The 17,882-nt window shown below is 41.3% G+C and carries 16 protein-coding genes and 1 tRNA gene; 5 read left to right on the top strand and 12 right to left on the bottom strand.

The window, feature by feature from the left end:
* Window positions 1-385 precede the first annotated feature (385 nt).
* On the bottom strand, window positions 386-1,672 hold the full coding sequence (serS, locus tag EKM67_RS08820; protein ID WP_125578657.1) for a serine--tRNA ligase: 1,287 nt from the start codon (window positions 1,670-1,672) through the stop codon (window positions 386-388).
* A gap of 1,034 nt (window positions 1,673-2,706) precedes the next feature.
* Here serS and EKM67_RS08825 point away from each other — a divergent pair.
* Both EKM67_RS08825 and EKM67_RS08830 read left to right on the top strand, forming a co-directional pair.
* Window positions 2,707-3,186 carry a helix-turn-helix domain-containing protein gene (locus EKM67_RS08825; protein ID WP_125578658.1) on the top strand — a complete coding sequence of 160 codons (480 nt, stop codon included), beginning with the start codon at window positions 2,707-2,709 and terminating at the stop codon, window positions 3,184-3,186.
* 147 nt (window positions 3,187-3,333) lie between these two features.
* Complete coding sequence (locus EKM67_RS08830; RefSeq protein ID WP_125578659.1) at window positions 3,334-4,257, top strand: hypothetical protein; 924 nt, start codon at window positions 3,334-3,336, stop codon at window positions 4,255-4,257.
* 65 nt (window positions 4,258-4,322) lie between these two features.
* Here EKM67_RS08830 and EKM67_RS08835 read toward each other — a convergent pair whose 3' ends face one another.
* From EKM67_RS08835 to EKM67_RS08855, 5 genes are all read right to left on the bottom strand, one after another.
* The gene (locus EKM67_RS08835) at window positions 4,323-4,868 is read right to left on the bottom strand and encodes a hypothetical protein (RefSeq protein ID WP_125578660.1); all 546 of its coding nucleotides are present in this window, start codon (window positions 4,866-4,868) and stop codon (window positions 4,323-4,325) included.
* 55 nt (window positions 4,869-4,923) lie between these two features.
* Window positions 4,924-5,469, bottom strand: a complete 546-nt coding sequence (locus EKM67_RS08840; RefSeq protein WP_125578661.1) for a GNAT family N-acetyltransferase — start codon at window positions 5,467-5,469, stop codon at window positions 4,924-4,926.
* Window positions 5,470-5,585: 116 nt separating this feature from the next.
* Window positions 5,586-6,185: a TVP38/TMEM64 family protein gene (locus EKM67_RS08845; RefSeq protein WP_125578662.1), complete on the bottom strand. Its 600-nt coding sequence runs from the start codon at window positions 6,183-6,185 to the stop codon at window positions 5,586-5,588.
* A 120-nt stretch (window positions 6,186-6,305) separates the two neighbouring features.
* Window positions 6,306-7,196, bottom strand: coding sequence for an ROK family protein (locus EKM67_RS08850; protein WP_164506626.1), 891 nt, complete (start codon window positions 7,194-7,196; stop codon window positions 6,306-6,308).
* A 135-nt stretch (window positions 7,197-7,331) separates the two neighbouring features.
* Complete coding sequence (locus tag EKM67_RS08855; protein WP_125578664.1) at window positions 7,332-8,084, bottom strand: class I SAM-dependent methyltransferase; 753 nt, start codon at window positions 8,082-8,084, stop codon at window positions 7,332-7,334.
* Window positions 8,085-8,111: 27 nt separating this feature from the next.
* Here EKM67_RS08855 and EKM67_RS10795 point away from each other — a divergent pair, with 27 nt between their 5' ends.
* Complete coding sequence (locus EKM67_RS10795; RefSeq protein WP_164506627.1) at window positions 8,112-8,285, top strand: hypothetical protein; 174 nt, start codon at window positions 8,112-8,114, stop codon at window positions 8,283-8,285.
* Between the two features lie 2 nt (window positions 8,286-8,287).
* On the opposite strand, the gene EKM67_RS08860 is transcribed toward EKM67_RS10795, so the two are convergent.
* From EKM67_RS08860 to EKM67_RS08870, 3 genes are all read right to left on the bottom strand, one after another.
* On the bottom strand, window positions 8,288-8,674 hold the full coding sequence (locus EKM67_RS08860; RefSeq protein WP_125578665.1) for a hypothetical protein: 387 nt from the start codon (window positions 8,672-8,674) through the stop codon (window positions 8,288-8,290).
* A 955-nt stretch (window positions 8,675-9,629) separates the two neighbouring features.
* Window positions 9,630-11,588: a M13 family metallopeptidase gene (locus EKM67_RS08865; protein WP_125578666.1), complete on the bottom strand. Its 1,959-nt coding sequence runs from the start codon at window positions 11,586-11,588 to the stop codon at window positions 9,630-9,632.
* Window positions 11,589-12,301: 713 nt separating this feature from the next.
* Window positions 12,302-12,703 (bottom strand): pyridoxamine 5'-phosphate oxidase family protein, encoded by a 402-nt coding sequence (locus tag EKM67_RS08870; RefSeq protein ID WP_125578667.1) that lies wholly within the window; start codon window positions 12,701-12,703, stop codon window positions 12,302-12,304.
* A gap of 178 nt (window positions 12,704-12,881) precedes the next feature.
* Between EKM67_RS08870 and EKM67_RS08875 the strand changes: the two genes are divergently transcribed.
* Window positions 12,882-12,954: transfer RNA gene (locus EKM67_RS08875), tRNA-Thr, on the top strand.
* Window positions 12,955-13,161: 207 nt separating this feature from the next.
* Here the strand turns inward: EKM67_RS08875 and EKM67_RS08880 are convergent.
* Window positions 13,162-15,237, bottom strand: coding sequence for a KUP/HAK/KT family potassium transporter (locus EKM67_RS08880; RefSeq protein WP_125578672.1), 2,076 nt, complete (start codon window positions 15,235-15,237; stop codon window positions 13,162-13,164).
* A 536-nt stretch (window positions 15,238-15,773) separates the two neighbouring features.
* Between EKM67_RS08880 and EKM67_RS08885 the strand changes: the two genes are divergently transcribed.
* On the top strand, window positions 15,774-16,430 hold the full coding sequence (locus EKM67_RS08885; protein WP_125578668.1) for a metal-dependent transcriptional regulator: 657 nt from the start codon (window positions 15,774-15,776) through the stop codon (window positions 16,428-16,430).
* A 505-nt stretch (window positions 16,431-16,935) separates the two neighbouring features.
* On the opposite strand, the gene EKM67_RS08895 is transcribed toward EKM67_RS08885, so the two are convergent.
* Window positions 16,936-17,220, bottom strand: a complete 285-nt coding sequence (locus EKM67_RS08895) for a hypothetical protein (RefSeq protein WP_125578670.1) — start codon at window positions 17,218-17,220, stop codon at window positions 16,936-16,938.
* 17 nt (window positions 17,221-17,237) lie between these two features.
* A complete protein-coding gene (locus EKM67_RS08900; protein WP_125578671.1) occupies window positions 17,238-17,777 on the bottom strand; it encodes a hypothetical protein in 540 nt (179 codons plus the stop codon).
* Between the last annotated feature and the right edge of the window lie 105 nt (window positions 17,778-17,882).

Consider the following 17,882-nt stretch of genomic DNA (forward strand, 5'->3'; position numbering starts at 1 on the left):
AAATTACTTAACTAGCGAATTGACTTCGTTGTTGTTTTTATTGCTTTGTGTTCATCACAGTCTCCTGCAATGAACCCTGCATATTACGAAACTTTGTTCAGTTTTCAAAGGTCTACTTTGAGAAAAGTCGCTGATGTCGAAACGCATATTTCGCTATCAGCAACATTTAATATAATACCAATTTAGAATATGTTCGTCAACAGGAAAAATCGATTTTCTTCAATTAATTTCTTGATTGGTCCTTCGATGTTTATCATAGCAGTGTTCCATCGGTCAAAAAAATAATCCATATTATTTTACCATAAGCAAAAGTCACAGTTCTGCTAATGAAATAATCAATAGCAAAACTGTGACTTTAAAATTCAATCAAGTAGATTTGGTGGAATCACTTTGCAGGTACTGGAATTTCTGTGACGCCATTCATATATGGGACTAAAACTTCTGGAATGGTGACAGAACCGTCAGCATTCTGGTAGTTCTCCAAAATTGCAGCCACGGTCCGGCCAACTGCTAATCCAGAACCGTTCAGCGTATTAACATATTGGACTTTACCGTTCTCGTCACGATAACGAATTTGCGCACGACGCGCCTGGAAATCTGTACAGTTCGAACAGCTCGAGATTTCACGATAAGTATCCTGAGCTGGAATCCAAACTTCCAAGTCATAAGTTTTCGCCGAAGAAAAGCTGGCATCACCCGAGGCTAATGCAACAACGTGATATGGCAACTTCAGTTTGCGCAGAATATCTTCTGCATCCGCCGTCAGCTTTTCTAATTCAGCAAACGAATCTTCTGGCTTCGCATACTTGACCATCTCGACCTTGTTAAACTGGTGTAAACGAATCAAACCACGCGTATCGCGGCCAGCACTACCTGCTTCAGAACGGAAACATGGTGTGAGTGCAGTCAAAGAAATCGGCAACTTGGCACCATCTAAAATTTCATGACTATAGTAGTTCGTCAAAGGAACTTCGGCAGTCGGGATCAGCGTGAGCGGATCACCCTCATTAATGACCGTGTAAACATCTTCGGTGAATTTTGGAAATTGGCTCGTGCCAAACATTGCGTCGTTATTAACCAAATATGGCGGAATAATTTCTTCATAGCCTTCTTTACTGTGCTCATCTAGCATGAAGTTGTACAAAGCTCGCTCCAGTTTAGCGCCTAAGCCTTTATAGTAAACAAAACGTGCACCGGCAACTTTAGCGCCGCGCTCGAAATCTAAAATCCCTAATTGTTCACCAAGATCCCAGTGAGCTTTAGGTTCAAAATCAAACTGACGCGGTGTCTCCCACTTACGAATTTCTTGATTATAATTCTCGTTAGGACCGACCGGCACAGAATCATCAGGAATATTAGGTAGGCGCACGAGAATATAGGTGACTTTCTCATCAAGGTCCTGCACGTCTTGATCAAGTTGCTTGATCTGCCCGCCAACTTCACGCATCGCCTTGATTTGATCAGTCGCATCCTCTTTAGCACGTTTCATTTGCGCAATTGCTTCTGAAACATCGTTACGCTGTTTCTTCAAGTTTTCAGTAGCCACAATTTTAGCACGACGTTGTTCATCGAGTGCCAACAAATCGTCGATCTCTTCGGCAGTCACACCACGCGAAGACAATTTTTCTTTGATCCAATCGGGTTTTTGACGAATCAATTTCAAATCTAACATATTGATCTCCCTTTCATCTTTCCATACTAACGTATCTTCTAATTAAAACTAATTACCACAACGTGTCTTTGAGCAAGCAGAACTAATTCTACAAATCGAATAAGCCGTTTGCTCAAGCCAGTCGCAATACAAGGATAACAAGCGACAAAAAAAGCCAAGACTATCCCCTAAAGGGACGAATTGGCTATTTCGCGGTACCACCCATTTTCAGGCATTAATAGATTGTTTGCCTGCGCTCAACTGATTAACGACTTTGCCGTGCGGTTCATCACCGCCCACTAGGAAACCGGAAGAAGCTTCACAACGATTCGCACCAACCATCGTTTCTCTGAACAAAGCTAAAAATTCCCTCAACGTGTTTAATTACTATTAATGTACCATTTTTTTAAAAAAATTCAAGTCTATTTTATAAGAGTGTGGAACAACACGGGTTGAAATCTACAGCTAAGATAACTAAAACGGAAAATTCGCACTTTAATTTTTAGTTTTAGTTTCTTAGATGCTAGATTTCAGTGTTGTGCAACACGTTTAGAGTGTGAGTAGCCATGGGTTGAAAGTGAGGATTAACTTCGAGACAGACTAAAATCCGTTCTTTGGATTTCAGCCTGTCTCAAGTTAACCGCAACTTTCAATGGCTACGAACACGTTTCAGAGTTTGGAAAGCAACGGGTTGAAATTATTGGCTAAGCCGCCAACAACTTAAAATCCTGCTTTTGGATTTCAAGTTGTTGGCGGCTTAGACATTAATTTCAGTTGCTTGGAACACGTTTTAGAGTGTGTACAGCAACGATTGAAAGTTATTCTCCAAACTAATTTATACACGCCCAATCTTTCACCAGCAATTCGCTCATCCGCCGATTTCGGAGGTTCCGCGCCCTTTTAGGCGTCTCTTTTGATAACTATTCGAGTATATTGTTGTAAAAATGACAAAACTTATTGTATTTTACAAAGAAATTCAATAAAATAAGGCTATATATGTTTTAAATTTTGCAATTTGGAAACAAAATTGAGCTTTATAGCACATTCATTGGGGGGTGTGGCTTATTTTTGAAGAAATTTTTTTCGATCGTAATGAGCTGAAGAAGTTCCAGCTTTTCGAAATGATCTCAACAAACCAAAGTTCTTTGCATACGCTTACGGAAATTGCGTCCGTCTTGAAGTTATCCTATCAACAAACATACAACACTTATAAGGATCTATTATTAGATCTGAATGACATCGATCCTGATCGCGAAATTATGAGTAGCAAAATGAAAGAAGTCGTTAGTCAACAATCCGATATTTCCGTCGATGTTTATCGGCTTTATTTGTTGCGCAAATCGATTGCCTTTCAAGCACTCAATTATGCGGCAACAACTAAAAATACGGATATGGCGGCATTTACGAATCAATATTTCATTAGCAAATCGACTCTGATCAGAAAGCTCGATAAGCTTCGCGTTTTACTTCGTCGTTACGATATCAACTTGTCGATCACAACGCTGAAATTAAGCGGTAGCGAATTGAAAATTTGATTCTTCCTCTACACGATTTACCGAATCGGCTTTCACTATACAGAGTGGCCATTCCCAACTGTCCGGCAAGAAACCGTGGCTCAACTTCTAAGTAATCATAAATTCAAATTCATCAATAAACTTTCGCGCCTGCAAGCGGAAACCTTCATGGCGATCTGTCGAATACGTGTGATCAGTGGCTATCAACTTAAAGATAGCGCCGTTAAAGACAGCTTGCTTGTCGATCAGAAGTTGCCTATTCATAACTTGTTGGTCAACAGAGATCACCCCACAATGACCTCGAAACAATTGGAAAATGAAAATAAAATTTTCGATTTTTTCTATCTCTGCGTGATTCAACAAAAGCCGGTCACGAATGAAGTCTTGCAGCAAGATAGTAGCATGCCAGACGGTAACTTGGTTGGCTTCCTGTTAGAAAGATTCAACACTTTTGCAACTAAATATTTCCCTGAAATGGCCGATCAGATCAACAATGATCCAGACCTTCAAAAAGATCTGACCAACTTAGCAATATCTTATATTCTGGCGGATGGTCATCGTCCAGAAACGTCGGACTTTTATGTTGCCCAAGATATTATTGGTGATAAAACTTACTTCTATCAAAAAATCGTTCAATTTGTTTACGAGGAGGTCACCCCATTGTTAGATAATGGCCCTCGTCAACTATTGCCAGCCTCATTACATCCCTCACGCAAAGATTTCATCAACGATCTTTACAAGACGATTTTCCGTCATTATGTTCTTCTGCAAGATGATGAGCTGGTCAAGATCAAGACAGTGATCGATCAAGATTCAGTACTGAACAGCGCCATTTATCACTCGATCGAACACATTCAATATCTGAAAATCTTACCCGAAGAAGTTCCTTGGTCAGATGCGGATTTGATTATTACCACACTTCCAGATCCTTCTCTTTTCCTTGAGAACGACACTGATGATCCCGCTGATCTACCACCGATTCTTTATTGGTCCACGCTGAATCCAAATAGTTCCTTAATGGAATTGATCAAAAGTATTGAAGAAATTTTCAACACTAAAAACGCCACACCACTTACCAGTGACCAAAAATAGAACAGCTATTTCAAAATGCAAAAGGAGCGTTGCCATTGTGGCAACGCTCCTTTTATACGATCTAATTAACGATTTAATGAATACTCAAAACGCGCCACACCTTTTGCTTCATCTTGATTGACAACTTCGAAACCAATTTTTTCAAATAGATAAATAATCCGCTTAAAGTCATCCCCACCATCAAACGACGACAGCGACGCATCAATTGTCTGAACTTCTGTGCGTTCGGCCAACTTGATCAGCGCCTGTAATGATAACTGTGCGAGCCCGTGATTCTGATAATCAAAGAACGCCAACTGAGAAGCGGCGCCCAAAGTTTCCAACACCGCAATATGCATACTATGATCCCAGCCATTGTAATCGAACAACAATTGATTTTGGAAATCCGTGCGGATCCGGCCCTGCGAATCCAGATTCATCCACGGTGTGTAAACAAAAATCGAGTTCGTTTTTTCTTTGATCTGGTCAATTTTGAAATCAGTATAAACTAAATATTGTTGAATATGCTGGTCAATCAATGGAACATCATTATTTGCACTCCGCATTAAACGTAACTGTAAACTTGTTTCAATTTCTTTCATTCGCTTTTGCAACGCGTCAACGTCCGCCATCCAATCACTCCTATAAATTCATCACAAACAAGTATAACACAGCTTGAGCCTTAATCTAGTAGGAGTTATCTCGAAAACGTTGCCAATTGCTAGCGGTCAATAAATAATATTTTTGCGTCTTTTGCTCAATAAACGCAAACGGTAATTGTACTTCATATTTAAATTCAAAACCTAATTTGCGTAAAAGTCGTTCAGAATGGCGATTATTTTCATAATGGCCGGCCCAAATCTCTGAAATTTTCAGCTGTGCGAAGGCATAATTAAATAATAAATTCAGCGCCTCGGTCATATAACCGTTGCCCCAGAATTCTTCTTTTAAAACGAACCCCACTTCGCGAGTTTGGTCTAAATGACTGCGTTGATCCACACCACGTTCGTTTAATTCGACGAAACCCAATGCGTCATCAGTTTCTAGATCACAGATCACATAATTATTCGCACGCCGCATGTAAGCCGCGAGAACTTGTTGCGCCATTCGGTCGTTGTGGATCTCCGCAAATCCGGCGGTCTCATGATACAGCTTGTGGGTCCCTAACCACTCGACCAACGGCAAATCTTCATTCGTAAATGGCCGCAGAAAAATCCGCTTCCCTTTCAACACCTAACCAGCTCCCCTAACTCATCACGATTTCACTCATTCTTTTATTCTATCGTATTTTCGCCACAAAAAAAATCGATTGACCATTTAAATAGTCGATCGATTTTTAAATTCATTTATTAATGGAAAAGTTGAAGCAACCAGTGGCTGCCATATAGCAACACAAAACTATAGGCGGCGATCGTAAACGGCTTGAGTAAAATAATAATTGTCGCAAACTTCGCCCAGGTGATCTTCGTTAAACCAGCAATCATCACCAAGACATCATCCGGCGCGACGGGTAGAAAAATCGCCAGCGCGAAGAACCAATCGAACGCCTTTTGACTGCCATGTGCCTTAGTTAAATAGCGGTCCAATGTTTTCTTAGGAATAATATGCAGGATAAAACCCTGACCATAATGCCGCGACAAGAAAAAATTGGCGAACGAGCCGATCACGATCCCAATATAATTATAAATGAAGCCATACAACGGTCCAAATAAAACGACGCCGACTGCGGTACTCACACCACCAGGAATAATTGGAATCACCACTTGCACAATCTGAATCAAGATAAATAATAGTGGCCCAATAATATGACGTTGATGAATATAGGCATCCAACAATTCCCGATTTTGAAAAATTCCCAGGCGATACCAATGAATCGTCAGTATGATAATCGCAATCACTGAAATCACTGAACCAATATTGATCAACAAACGGCTTGTACGATCACTCATGTTACACTTTTCCTCCCCTAGGAAAGTTGTGCGGGTCTACCCGCCTTTTAGTTATAGTGATTATATCAAGTCAGCTGTGAAATGACACGAACAACCTGCAATTCGCGACGAACACTTTTGTCATGCGATGGTGATCTCGGGATGCCAATCCATGAAATTCTTAACGGCGCCGATCAAATTCGCATCATTGGAAAAACGACTCACTTGAATGTCGACGACTGGTTCTGACAATCCTGCCCACTTGAGCAAGTTCGTGACGCGCTTGGTTAAAACAACCGGCAATTCTTGACGTGCAGAAACGCCACCGGCCAAAATCACGCGATCTGGATTGAAGCTACTGATCAGATTATAAATACCGATTGCATTATAATGATAAAATTTGTCGACTTCAGACTGAGCCAATTCATCGCCCGCCTCAGCGCGATCAAATAATTCTTTACCCGTGATCGGTTCTTGACGTGAATGTTCATTATAACGTTCAACTGTTCTGACCACGGTCCCCATCGTGCTCCAAGTACCTTCAGGCGTCATTTGCATGAAGCCAAACTCACCACCGACCAGATTTTTGCCGCGAACTAATTGGCGATTCACAATCACAGAACCGCCGACACCAGTACCTAACGCAATCACAAGAGCGTCATCAACGTCCGTCGCGCTACCTTGCCAAAGCTCTGCCAGAGCAGCACAATTCGCGTCGTTTTCCATAGCAACCGGCAAATTATCGAACAGTTCAGTAAATTCTGCTTTAATTGGAAAACGGTGAATATAACGAATGGCGCTATCGCCACGAATCTCACCCTTCTCATTGTCGACGACACCAGGCAGTGACAACGCCACGCCTTGAACATTCGTAACTTTAGTTTTCAACTCTGTAAAAGCAGCCGACAAACTTGCTTTCATTTCTTTCCAAGTAGTTGGCGTCACGAATGAGCCATGATTTCCCAGCTGTCCTTGGCTCCAAGTTCCATATTTAACACTAGTCCCACCGAAATCAAAAATAATAACTGACATAATTGCCTCCAAATGATTCTTAATAACCATCTTCAAATATTTTGTTTACAATAATAATATATCATATTTCAGCTAAAATGTTAGCGGTTTCTATGAATCGGGGTTATTTTTTCAGCCCCTTAGCAAACCCGTCACTTAACGCTGAAAAATCATTAACTCGAAGGTATAGTTTTCAATCGTCCTCAACTGATCAGCACTGATTTTCGGTTGTAATTTCTCCATTGTGCTTTCCAATTGGGCCGGCGTTAATTGCAGCACTGATTCTAAATAGTCTTCCAGTTCTACACGGCTCATCTGCTCTTGTTGCTGATAATGGAACCGTTGCGTCAGCACCCGACTAAAATGAGACTGTAATTTTTCCTGATAGTTTGCCATCAATCGCGGTTGTATTTCTGGTCGCTCTGGTGGTAAGTTTAACTCAGCTAGCAACGGTGTAAAGTTATCATCGCGGACTTCGACGAGGCGAAAGATCATGAATTGTTCAGTTGCTAAGTTGCTGAGCTGTAACATTTGTTCGGCATCAACATCTGGCAACATGCTCAGCCAAACTGCCGGAAATTTTATCTGAGTTTCAATTAAATCCTGCCACGAAGCGCGTTGGCTCGTCACTCGCTGAGTTAGCGCAAGTTGTTTTAAACGATCAGTTAGTAAATCTAACATGGCCTGAGAAAAATCAACGGCCTGCACCTGCACACCCGCTTGCGCAAACGGAATTGCAAAACGACCCGCACCACTGCCCAGATCGACTAATTGCTGCGGTAATAAGTTTTTGCGTTGTAAAAATTTGATCACATCCGCCACATAAGACAGTTGACTGGCGCGTTCAGCTTGATAATATTCCGGCGCAAATTCATCCCAAGCTGCCTGCAAATCACTTAGTTCACTCATTTTGTGTCACCCCTAGAAAGGATCGCCATGCTTAGACAAGCCTTAAAACTGAAAACATTTTGGTTGTTCGTCATATTTCTGGTGATGTTATTGTTTGCCATCAATGCGAAACCGATCAATTGGAACGTGCTCACCATCTGCATTCCTTGGTTGATCGTGATTCCAACGTTGATTACGGCAGAAATGAATCATAAAAAATAAATTTATAGTTGATAAGCCTGCTTGATCTCCGTGCTCGCTTTAACGACGCCATAAACGGTTATTTTAGAATAATGTTGCTTCATTTCTGCAATAGCTGCTCTTTTATCGATCATCAAGAAACCCACCACGACCAATTCTTCTGCAGGCTGTATCTCGGCCTCTGAAAATTCACCATCGATATAAACCACGCCGATGCTAATTGTCTTGCGGGATTTAAGTTGACTGATTGCTTCAGAGATCGCCGTTTCTTTTGTCTCCAGCTGACTAGAGACTGCCTTCTTTAAAAAATCCGTTCGGTTTTGATAGTAGCCTTGCTCAACCAGCAAATCGATGTAAGCCAAGTCCATGCTGTTCATATTCAGTGTTACTTTTTCAGTTTCTGCTTTCATAATATAATTCCTCCACCATCTGTATAGATGTTATTATAATCGAAAGGCTTATATTCGTCAATATATAATCTGCATGGATGTTAAAAACGCGTGCCGTCGTTGGTGATCTACCTACGGCAGAAGTCGCTCCAGAAAATAGCGGGAGGTTGCCGTGGGGTAGGCTCTCAGTTAATTAAAAACTTAATTATCTTTCTAGTACGAAAAAAATAATCTACCTTCGGCAGAAGCTGCTCCAGAAAATAGTGGGAAGTTGCTGTGGGGACGGCTCCAAGCTTTTGGAAGTTCGCCAAAAGTTTTCCGCCTAAAATGTGAGCTCCGGAAAACCGCCGGATCTCACATTTTCCCTTTCTGTAAACTCACAAAGACCGTTCGTTAACAGAAATACCACTGCAATCCCACTATTTTCTTCCGCAACTTCTGCCTAAACTTATTTCGTTTAGTGAAGGATTAGAATAACAGGGTTCCTTAAACTTGATGGACATTGTTGCCTTTACTCGGAATAGTTCAACTTAAAAGTTTGATTGATTATCACGTCCGCCTTTCGTCCTCTAGAAATTAAAGTTGCGATATAAATCAGTCGCACAGGATTAGACGTTGACTAAAGTCAGCACTATAAAACTGCCGAGATGAGTCAGAACGCGGAAGAAAAAATTACTGATCACTGTGAAATCGTTCTTGTAGGACTTAATTTAATTTTTAAAGCAAATCAGAAAAGTTCATCAAAAAAACAGTTATCTATCAAACTCAAGTCCCACTGGAACGAGGGTGATCTTCAAGACTTTTGTGGTTTTCAAAAGGCTTGAAGTCATCCCCAGAGTGAGCAGTGATTTTTTCTGGAGCGTTATGACGGAACCAAACTAACTCCTACCTCACGCAAACAAAGCCTTCACGAATAAGTTCAAAAAAACCGACCAGCAATTCAATTTAGAATTGTTGGTCGGTTTTTAATTGTAAATTACCAAATATTAACGCGTTTTTCTGGAGCTAACCACATGCCATCTTTGTCGGTAACATTGAAAGTCGTGTAGAAATCATCCATATTTTGTGCTTGAACGTTGGCGCGTAATGGACCTGGTGAATGAACATCGATCGAAAGTAACAACTTGCTATATTCCTTCGTTGCTTTCATCCGCCAAACATTTGCCCAGTTTTGGAAAAAGCCAGCGAGATCGACATCGTCTTCACTCTTGGCAGCTTCCAAGGCGCAAGACAAGCCACCACCATCGGCAACATTTTCACTGATAACTAACTTACCATTAACTTTTGAACCGGCATAAGGAATACCATCGAATTCTTCGATCATGGCCTTCGTCCGAGTTTCAAACGCGGCATAATCTTCTTTCGTCCACCAATTGACCATATTCCCTTTTTCATCAAACTTAGCACCGTTATTATCAAACGCATGCGAAATTTCGTGTGCGATCACGGCACCAATACCACCGTAATTTTCTGAAGAAGATTGTTCCAAGCTGTAGAATGGCGCTTGCAGAATTGCAGCTGGGAAAGTAATGTCATTGAAACTTGGGTCGTAGCAAGCATTGACCAAATTACCGGGCATTGCCCAACGCGTGCGATCAACAGGCTTACCGATCTTGTCAAAATTATCTTGGCGGAAGATGCGGTCTAATTCTAAAGTATCGCTGAGTAAATCGCCGCCTTCAGCAGCTGTCTTCACCTTTAACTGTTCGTAGACGGCGCGAACTTTATCAGGATAACCGACTTTGATGACGATATTATTCAATTTAACAATGGCTTTATCCTTCGTTTGTTGTGACAACCAAGAATTATTAGCCAAGCGATTCTTATAAACATTGATCATCGTTTTGATCATTTTGGTGACATCTTGACGAGCTGTGTCACCAAAATATTTTTCGCCGTAATATTTACCGACTACATCGCTGAAATAGCCATTTGCCAAACGATAAGCATGCTTAACTTGGTTAGGCGCTTCTTTTTGTCCACCGATCGCGCGGCCATAAGTGCCACCCAATTGACGCAATTCTTCGCTTAAATAACCAGTTGTATTCAAAATCTCATTAACTTGCAACCAAGCTTTGAACTGAGCAAAAGTATCGGCAGTCACTAATTTGTCTAAGTTTTCAAAATACTTCGGCTGCGTGACAATAACTGTTTCAGGCGTACTTGGCAACACGGCAGGAATTGCAGTGGCAAAATCAACGGCAGGCGCTAATTTGACAAAGTCCGCGAAATCATAAGGATTATATTGTTTCGTGTAGTCTGCTAATTCTTCAGAATTTTTAACGAATGGCACAATTGCGGCATCAAATTCCTTAGCCTTTTCAACTAAGTCAGTCGCTGCAGCTTCGTCGTAACCAAACTTCTGCAAAATTTCAACGGCCATCTTGCTCCAGACACCTAGCAATTGCTTGCCGTTCTCATTGTCTTCAGCATAATAAGTCTTGTCTGGCAAAATTAAACCAGGAACATCAATATATAATAAATATTGCGCCGTATTTTTCATATCGGGTTCAACACCGACATCAAATGGCAGAGCAATGCCATCTTTGATCAAATCGGCAAGATGAGCATTAACATCCGCCCAGCTCTTCAATTCATCAAGCTTAGCAAGTGCTGCTTCAGCGGGTTTAGTACCATCAGCATCGCGTTTCTTGAAGTCCAATGCCAATTGATTCAACTTGACAGCTTCACCCAAAATAGGATCAGCTACCTGGCTAGCATCTTCACGGAACTTGGCAAAATCAGCCAACAATAAATCTTCAACGCCAACGGAAAGATCGGCAAAACCACCAGCAGTAGAACGATCTGCAGGAATTTCTGCAGTTTTTGCCCACTCCCCATTAACAGAGAGATAGAGATTATCTTGAACGCGAGCAGACTCAGCAGCAGTTGTGTCGCCAGCGCCACCACGAACAAGGACATTATTTAATTTCATGTGCGTAACAACCTTTCAATAACAATTTGACTTGAAATGATTATAACATTAGAAAAAAGATTAGACAAATATGAGAGTGTGAAACAACACGGGTGAAATCTACGACTAAGATAACTCAAACGGAAAATTTGCTTTTAAATTTTTTGTTTGAGTTTCTTAGACGCTAGATTTCAGTGTTGTGGAACACGTTTAGAGTGTGAACAGTCATGGGTTGAAAGTGAGGATTAACTTCGAGACAGACTAAAATCCGTTCTTTGGATTTCAGTCTGTCTCAAGTTAACCGCAACTTTCAATGGCTGCGAACACGTTTAGAGTGTGGAACAACACGGGTTGAAAAATAAATCTACCTGCGGTCGAAAGTGGCCCGGCTAGTCAGTTGTGGCTGTGGGACCGCTCTCCGCTTTTCCAAGCGCAGGAAAAGCTCCGAGCTTCGATTTGAGCTTTTGCAAAAACCGCAAAATCTCGAATCGATCCACCATGTAAGGCGGGCAAAAACGGCCCACCAACATGGTTGTCACTGCCACACTGACTAGCCCGGCCACTTTCAACCTAAACGTATCTTGTTTCGTGCGAGCATTCAGATAACTAGATATACAGAATCGATTTATATTTAACTCGACTTTTTTATTTTCAAAACCAATCATAGCTGACTTATTTTGTGAACAATAAAAAAGTCACCACAATTAATACTTGTAGTGACTCAAAAACCCAAACTATTCCTGAATGGTTTCTCCTGCATGTTCAGTGGCATCTAACAACTGGATTTTATCGATGGTGATGACAACTGCACCGTATGGCTTGCTTAGATTAATTTTCTCGGCAAATGCGACTGCTTGGTCGAAATATTCGCCAGCATCATAATACTTAGCGGTGCCTACGAAACGGAAGCCTTTATATGACTTGTGGCTGGCAACGCCCACCGAAATACGACCGTTATCCAAAACATTATGGCGTGCTTGGCGGCCGGTCATTTCGTTGTAGATCAAATGCGAATCGTCTAAAACGCGCAAAGTCCCCTTTGGTCCAACGTTGGGATTGCCATCTTCATCTACCGTCGCAATAAAAGCTAACTGAACGCTCAACATTTTCTTCATTTCATCTGTTAATTGAATCATACTAATCTCTCCCCAAAATCAATCTTATTTTTGCTTACTAAAAATAAGATATCACGTCAGAAAAGATTGTCAATCATTCGTACTCATGCGATTACTTTTTTCATCAACGAACTTCTATTAAAAATCATATTGACAAGCATACTATCCATTCTATATACTATTTAGTGTTCTGTTAGTTGCCGTTTTAGCTCAGCAGGTAGAGCGCATCCATGGTAAGGATGAGGTCACCGGTTCAAATCCGGTAAACGGCTGTCTTAATAAAATTAAATATAGCTACAAGCACTGTATAATATCAGTGTTTGTAGCTATTTTTTTACTTACTTGAAAACTTGACCGGTAAATTCTTCGCAGCAATCGGCACCGTCGGCCTTGCCATTCCCCACACTTTCCATTTAATCGATTGGTCATCTATCTTAAATCAAAAAATCCGCAACAAATTTCGTTGCGGATCTTCAAACTTAATCTTCAAACTCATTTTCATCTTTCGCATCAGGAACTTTGTGACGCTTCAATTTATTATCTTCATGGATTTGAGAATGACGTGCTTCTGCTTGGTCACGATCCAAATATTTCAAGCTCAATGGCTTCGTTTTACCCAAAATCAGTGGCACTTTTTCGACGATAACGTCCGCGAATTCCAAACCAAACCATGAGGCTGGATTGCTCGTGATATTTTGCAAGCCAACTCGAAGTTGAATGATCAGGCGTTCGATCGAGCGAATTTGCGTTTGTGGTGACATGACATCTTGGACAATGACGAAGCTGAAATCACCCACATCGCGGCCAACAATGGTCGTATATTTCTTCGGTTGCGGATCAATGCGGCCACGTTCGATCATTTCTTGAACGATCGCCCGCAGATAAACATTGACTCTTTGCTCACGACGGAAGCCTAAATACAACTGGACGTTGAGCACGTTACGCGTTCCCATAGTGTTGACGCTGTATTCCGCCGTATAAGGATCGTCAGTAACATTAACCGTGACGAACCAATAAGCCTTCGCACGTTTCGGCCGCTTATCGAGAATCGAATATAACATTTCCCGTTTGATCATATTGCCCGGTTTAACTTTGGCCATATAAACGACATTGTCACTGAAAATTGGCAGTGAATCATCGTTACTTAATTTTGCCAACTGATCTTTGTAATCATCGAGGCTAATATAAGCCGATTGGAATTCTTCTTTGTCGCGAATACGATTGCCATAGTACCAAATATACATCACTAATAAAATCAAGCCGGCAATAATTGCCGTTACATAACCACCATGGACGAATTTAACCAGTGATGACGCCAGAAACATGGTTTCGATGGCACCGAAGAAGACGACCATCAAGGCAGCCCAAACGGTTTTGATATGGCTTTGTCGCAGGAATTGGTACAGTAGCAACGTGGTCATTAACATCGTGACGGTGATTGCCAATCCGTATGCTGCTTCCATGTGTGCAGATGTGCGGAAATAGATGATGATCAAAATACACGCGATCCAAAGAATTGAATTGACTAATGGAATATAAATTTGACCATGCTTTTCAGATGGATAAATAATTTTCATCCGCGGGAAGAACTTGAGTCGCACCGCTTCAGAAACCAGCGTGTAAGAGCCGGTGATCAAAGCCTGAGAGGCAATAATGGCGGCCAAGGTCGCTAACACGATCCCGATCAAGCGCCATTGTCCCGGCAACATTTCAAAAAACGGATTGAATGACTGATTGCTTGTAATTGCGGCATTGTTCGCATTATTCATCACCCAAACACCTTGCCCGAAATAATTCAGCATCAGACTGATAAACACGAATGGCCAGCTGCCGTAAATATTAATACGACCCACATGACCAACGTCCGAATAAAGGGCCTCAGCACCCGTTGTCGCCAAGAAGACGCTACCGAGTATAAAGACACCCACATGATTGTCGGAGCTAAAGAAGAGCAGTTTAATGGCGTAATAAGGGTTCAATGCACGGAGGATAGAGAAGTCAGCGGCCATATGCAATAAACCAGTGATTCCTAGAAAGAAAAACCAGATAAACATGATCGGTCCAAATGCGCGACCGATCACGCCGGTCCCGAATCGCTGAATCACAAACAAGAACGACAAGATCACGATGGTAATGATAATGACTTGCTGTTGCGTATTCACTAACACCAGCCCGTTAAAATCAATCCCCTTTAGACCTTCGATTGCCGTTGTCACGGTCACTGCCGGCGTTAACATCCCGTCTGCAAGTAAGGCTGCCCCACCGATCAACGCCGGATAGATCAGCCATTTTGCACGGCGTCGCACCAAAGCATACAGCGAGAAAATACCGCCTTCACCGTGGTTGGTTGCTTGTAAGGCAATCAAAACATATTTGACTGTTGTGAGTAACATGACCGTCCAAAAGATCAATGAAATACTGCCCATGATCATTTCTCGAGTCGCCGTGTTGATCCCGCCATTATCGGCGATGATCGTCTTCATAACGTATAATGGCGAAGTCCCAATATCACCATAGACGATACCGATCGTGATCATTAATCCGGCCAGCGACATGGTCTGCCGCTTCGTTTTATTTAACCGCAATATAATCTTCCTCCAGCTTTATAACTGTGTTTAAACCGTCATTCTATTCTAGCGCGTTACACTAGGGAATGACATTACAATTGCAATAAAAAATAGCCATAATGACTAAGTGTTCTGAACCAAATTAAATAAATCACTACACCTAATTATTCAAGCCAATGCCGCTACTTTACAAGAATAATGCCTGACTGTCAAGCTGATTTAGAACTCTCGGTAGTTATATGGCCGAATCTCGTTGAGGGTATGCTGAAAGATTCAGCTATTTGAAAAGTGATAAGTTCGAATGACTAGAAAAATGCGGTTCTGCCTAAACTTATTTTGTTCAGTGAAAAATCAGAACAACAGGGTTCTGAAATCAATTATTTTAATTACGCCTTCAAAAATTAATAGCATACTTGAAAGACGAGGCAAAATTTTCAATCAACGCCACATTATCAAATGGCTATTTAAACCACCGCAAATAAGTTATAATTAAGCCAACGAGAAATATTTCATGGAGGTTCGCCGTGTCACCTAATCAAGAGAACTATTTGAAAGCAATCTATGAATTGCGCCACGATCTTCGTAAGATCACAAATAAAAATATTGCGGATATTCTACAAGTGAGTGCACCCTCTGTTACCGAAATGTTGACCAGTCTTGCTAAAGAAGAGCTGGTCATCCACACGCCCTACAACGAAATTTCACTGACCGAAAAAGGCACGAAAATTGCAACGACTTTGGTTCGCCGTCACCGAATTTGGGAAGTCTTCCTACATGATAAATTGAATTACAACATCAGTGAGGTACACCAGGCTGCGGATGTGCTTGAACACGCAACAGATGGCATGCTGGTTCAGCGTCTCAATGATTTTTTAGATCAGCCAAAACGTTGCCCTCACGGTGGCCTGATTCCCGGCAATGTCGACATCACCGATCAGAGCGACCAAGTTCTCGTTGATATCGCTGATGGTGCGGTTGTTCAGCTTAAGCGTGTTATCGATAATCATGAATTTTTAAGATATTTCGAAATCCTGCATTTACCACTAGGAACAATTTTAACCGTGATTCGTCACGAACCATTCGAAGGACCGATCGTGGTTAAAACAATGGACGGCCAGGAAATTCCAATCAGTTACAAGGCTGCCAGCTACATGTTTGTTGATCTGCAAGACGAGCATTAATATGGATATGAAATTAAATAACGACGTCTCAAAAAGGCTGTGATAACCTCATCATAGCCTTTTTATTTTGCCTGACGCTATATTTTGTTCAACGATCTACCTAACATTTGTTATTTACGCTTTAAATAACCGTGAGCTCTTATGAGAACATAAAACGGATATAACAGTGCCACCACAATGGTTACGAAAACTAAAAGGTTAAATATTCTTTCAAAGACAAGCTTCGAAATAATCAACAAGAAAATACACACTGCGATTGTCGTATAATAAATTCTTCTCTCCTTCAACATATCACAACCTCAAGTCCGTATTAAATGCTTGAAACAATTTTAATTTTTTTAATAACTTAACCAGCAACATGCAAATAACACCTAACATGACTAATGTTCCCACTGAGACAATCAAAAACAACATGTCCGCCACTAAAAGAACCTCCTCAAATATGTAGTAGTGGGGCAGTTTTGATATTTTCCATTAATCGGCTGATACCTAGCAAACATTCATATCACTTATTTTCTGGTGTTTTCAGTTCATACAACGTGTAGGCATATGTCTTCGTGTTCTGATACCACTTATAAACAACGACAACCAATTTCTTCTGCGGATTGGGAAACGTCATACTTCCTTTGCTGTCCGTATATCTGACCGTGGTTTTCCTCGTTGGCTGAACAACGACTTCATTATAAGGCACGTGTTGCTTCGCAATTTGTTGACTGACAAGAATTGTTCCGCTAATTCCTAGTGCAACGCCGATCACCAGTAAAAAAATAATTTTCATTGTCTTTCGCATGTTAACCACCAGATTTCTTATTTCAGATGTAGCGCATAATATTTATTGCTCAATGAGCTCTGCGTCGTATAGCAGGAACGTACAAGGGCGTTATTCAAGTTGCGATATTCTTTTATCAAATAACGTGTAGCGGTGACGTCAGCATAGAATCCAATTGCGCCCTCTCTTCCGGAAGGAACTGGGAATGAACACGATGATGTCGTTGTTACAGAAAAGCCAACGCTCACCGTGAGTTTTCCGTCATTGACTGCTACGGTTCCGGAAAATCTGTTACCTTGTCCATAAGATTTCGTTCCTGGTCCTTTAATATAACCAGTTACCAACTTCAATAATTTATTTTTTGTCGTATGACTAGATACCTTTGTAATAACAGAATGTGTTTCGGTAGCATCCCTTGCTGATTTTTTTGGTAAGAGTACATTGGTGTTTGTTGTGACTTCACCATCAGTGGTAGAAATCGCCTCTATGTCCGAGGCATCAACTAATTCGGTACTAACATCGGTATCGGTGCTTGCGGCAACAGTCGAAATTGCTGGAAATGTGGTTGCAGCTGACAAAATTGCAACAGCAATTAATAAATTTAACCTTTTCTATTTATACCCGAATTGTCAAATCAAGTGCAACACTACTGATCTATTCTTATAAATTGGTATAGTTAGTCG

The sequence above is a fragment of the Lapidilactobacillus mulanensis genome, assembly GCF_003946215.1.
In the GTDB taxonomy this organism is placed as follows: Bacteria; Bacillota; Bacilli; order Lactobacillales; family Lactobacillaceae; genus Lapidilactobacillus; species Lapidilactobacillus mulanensis.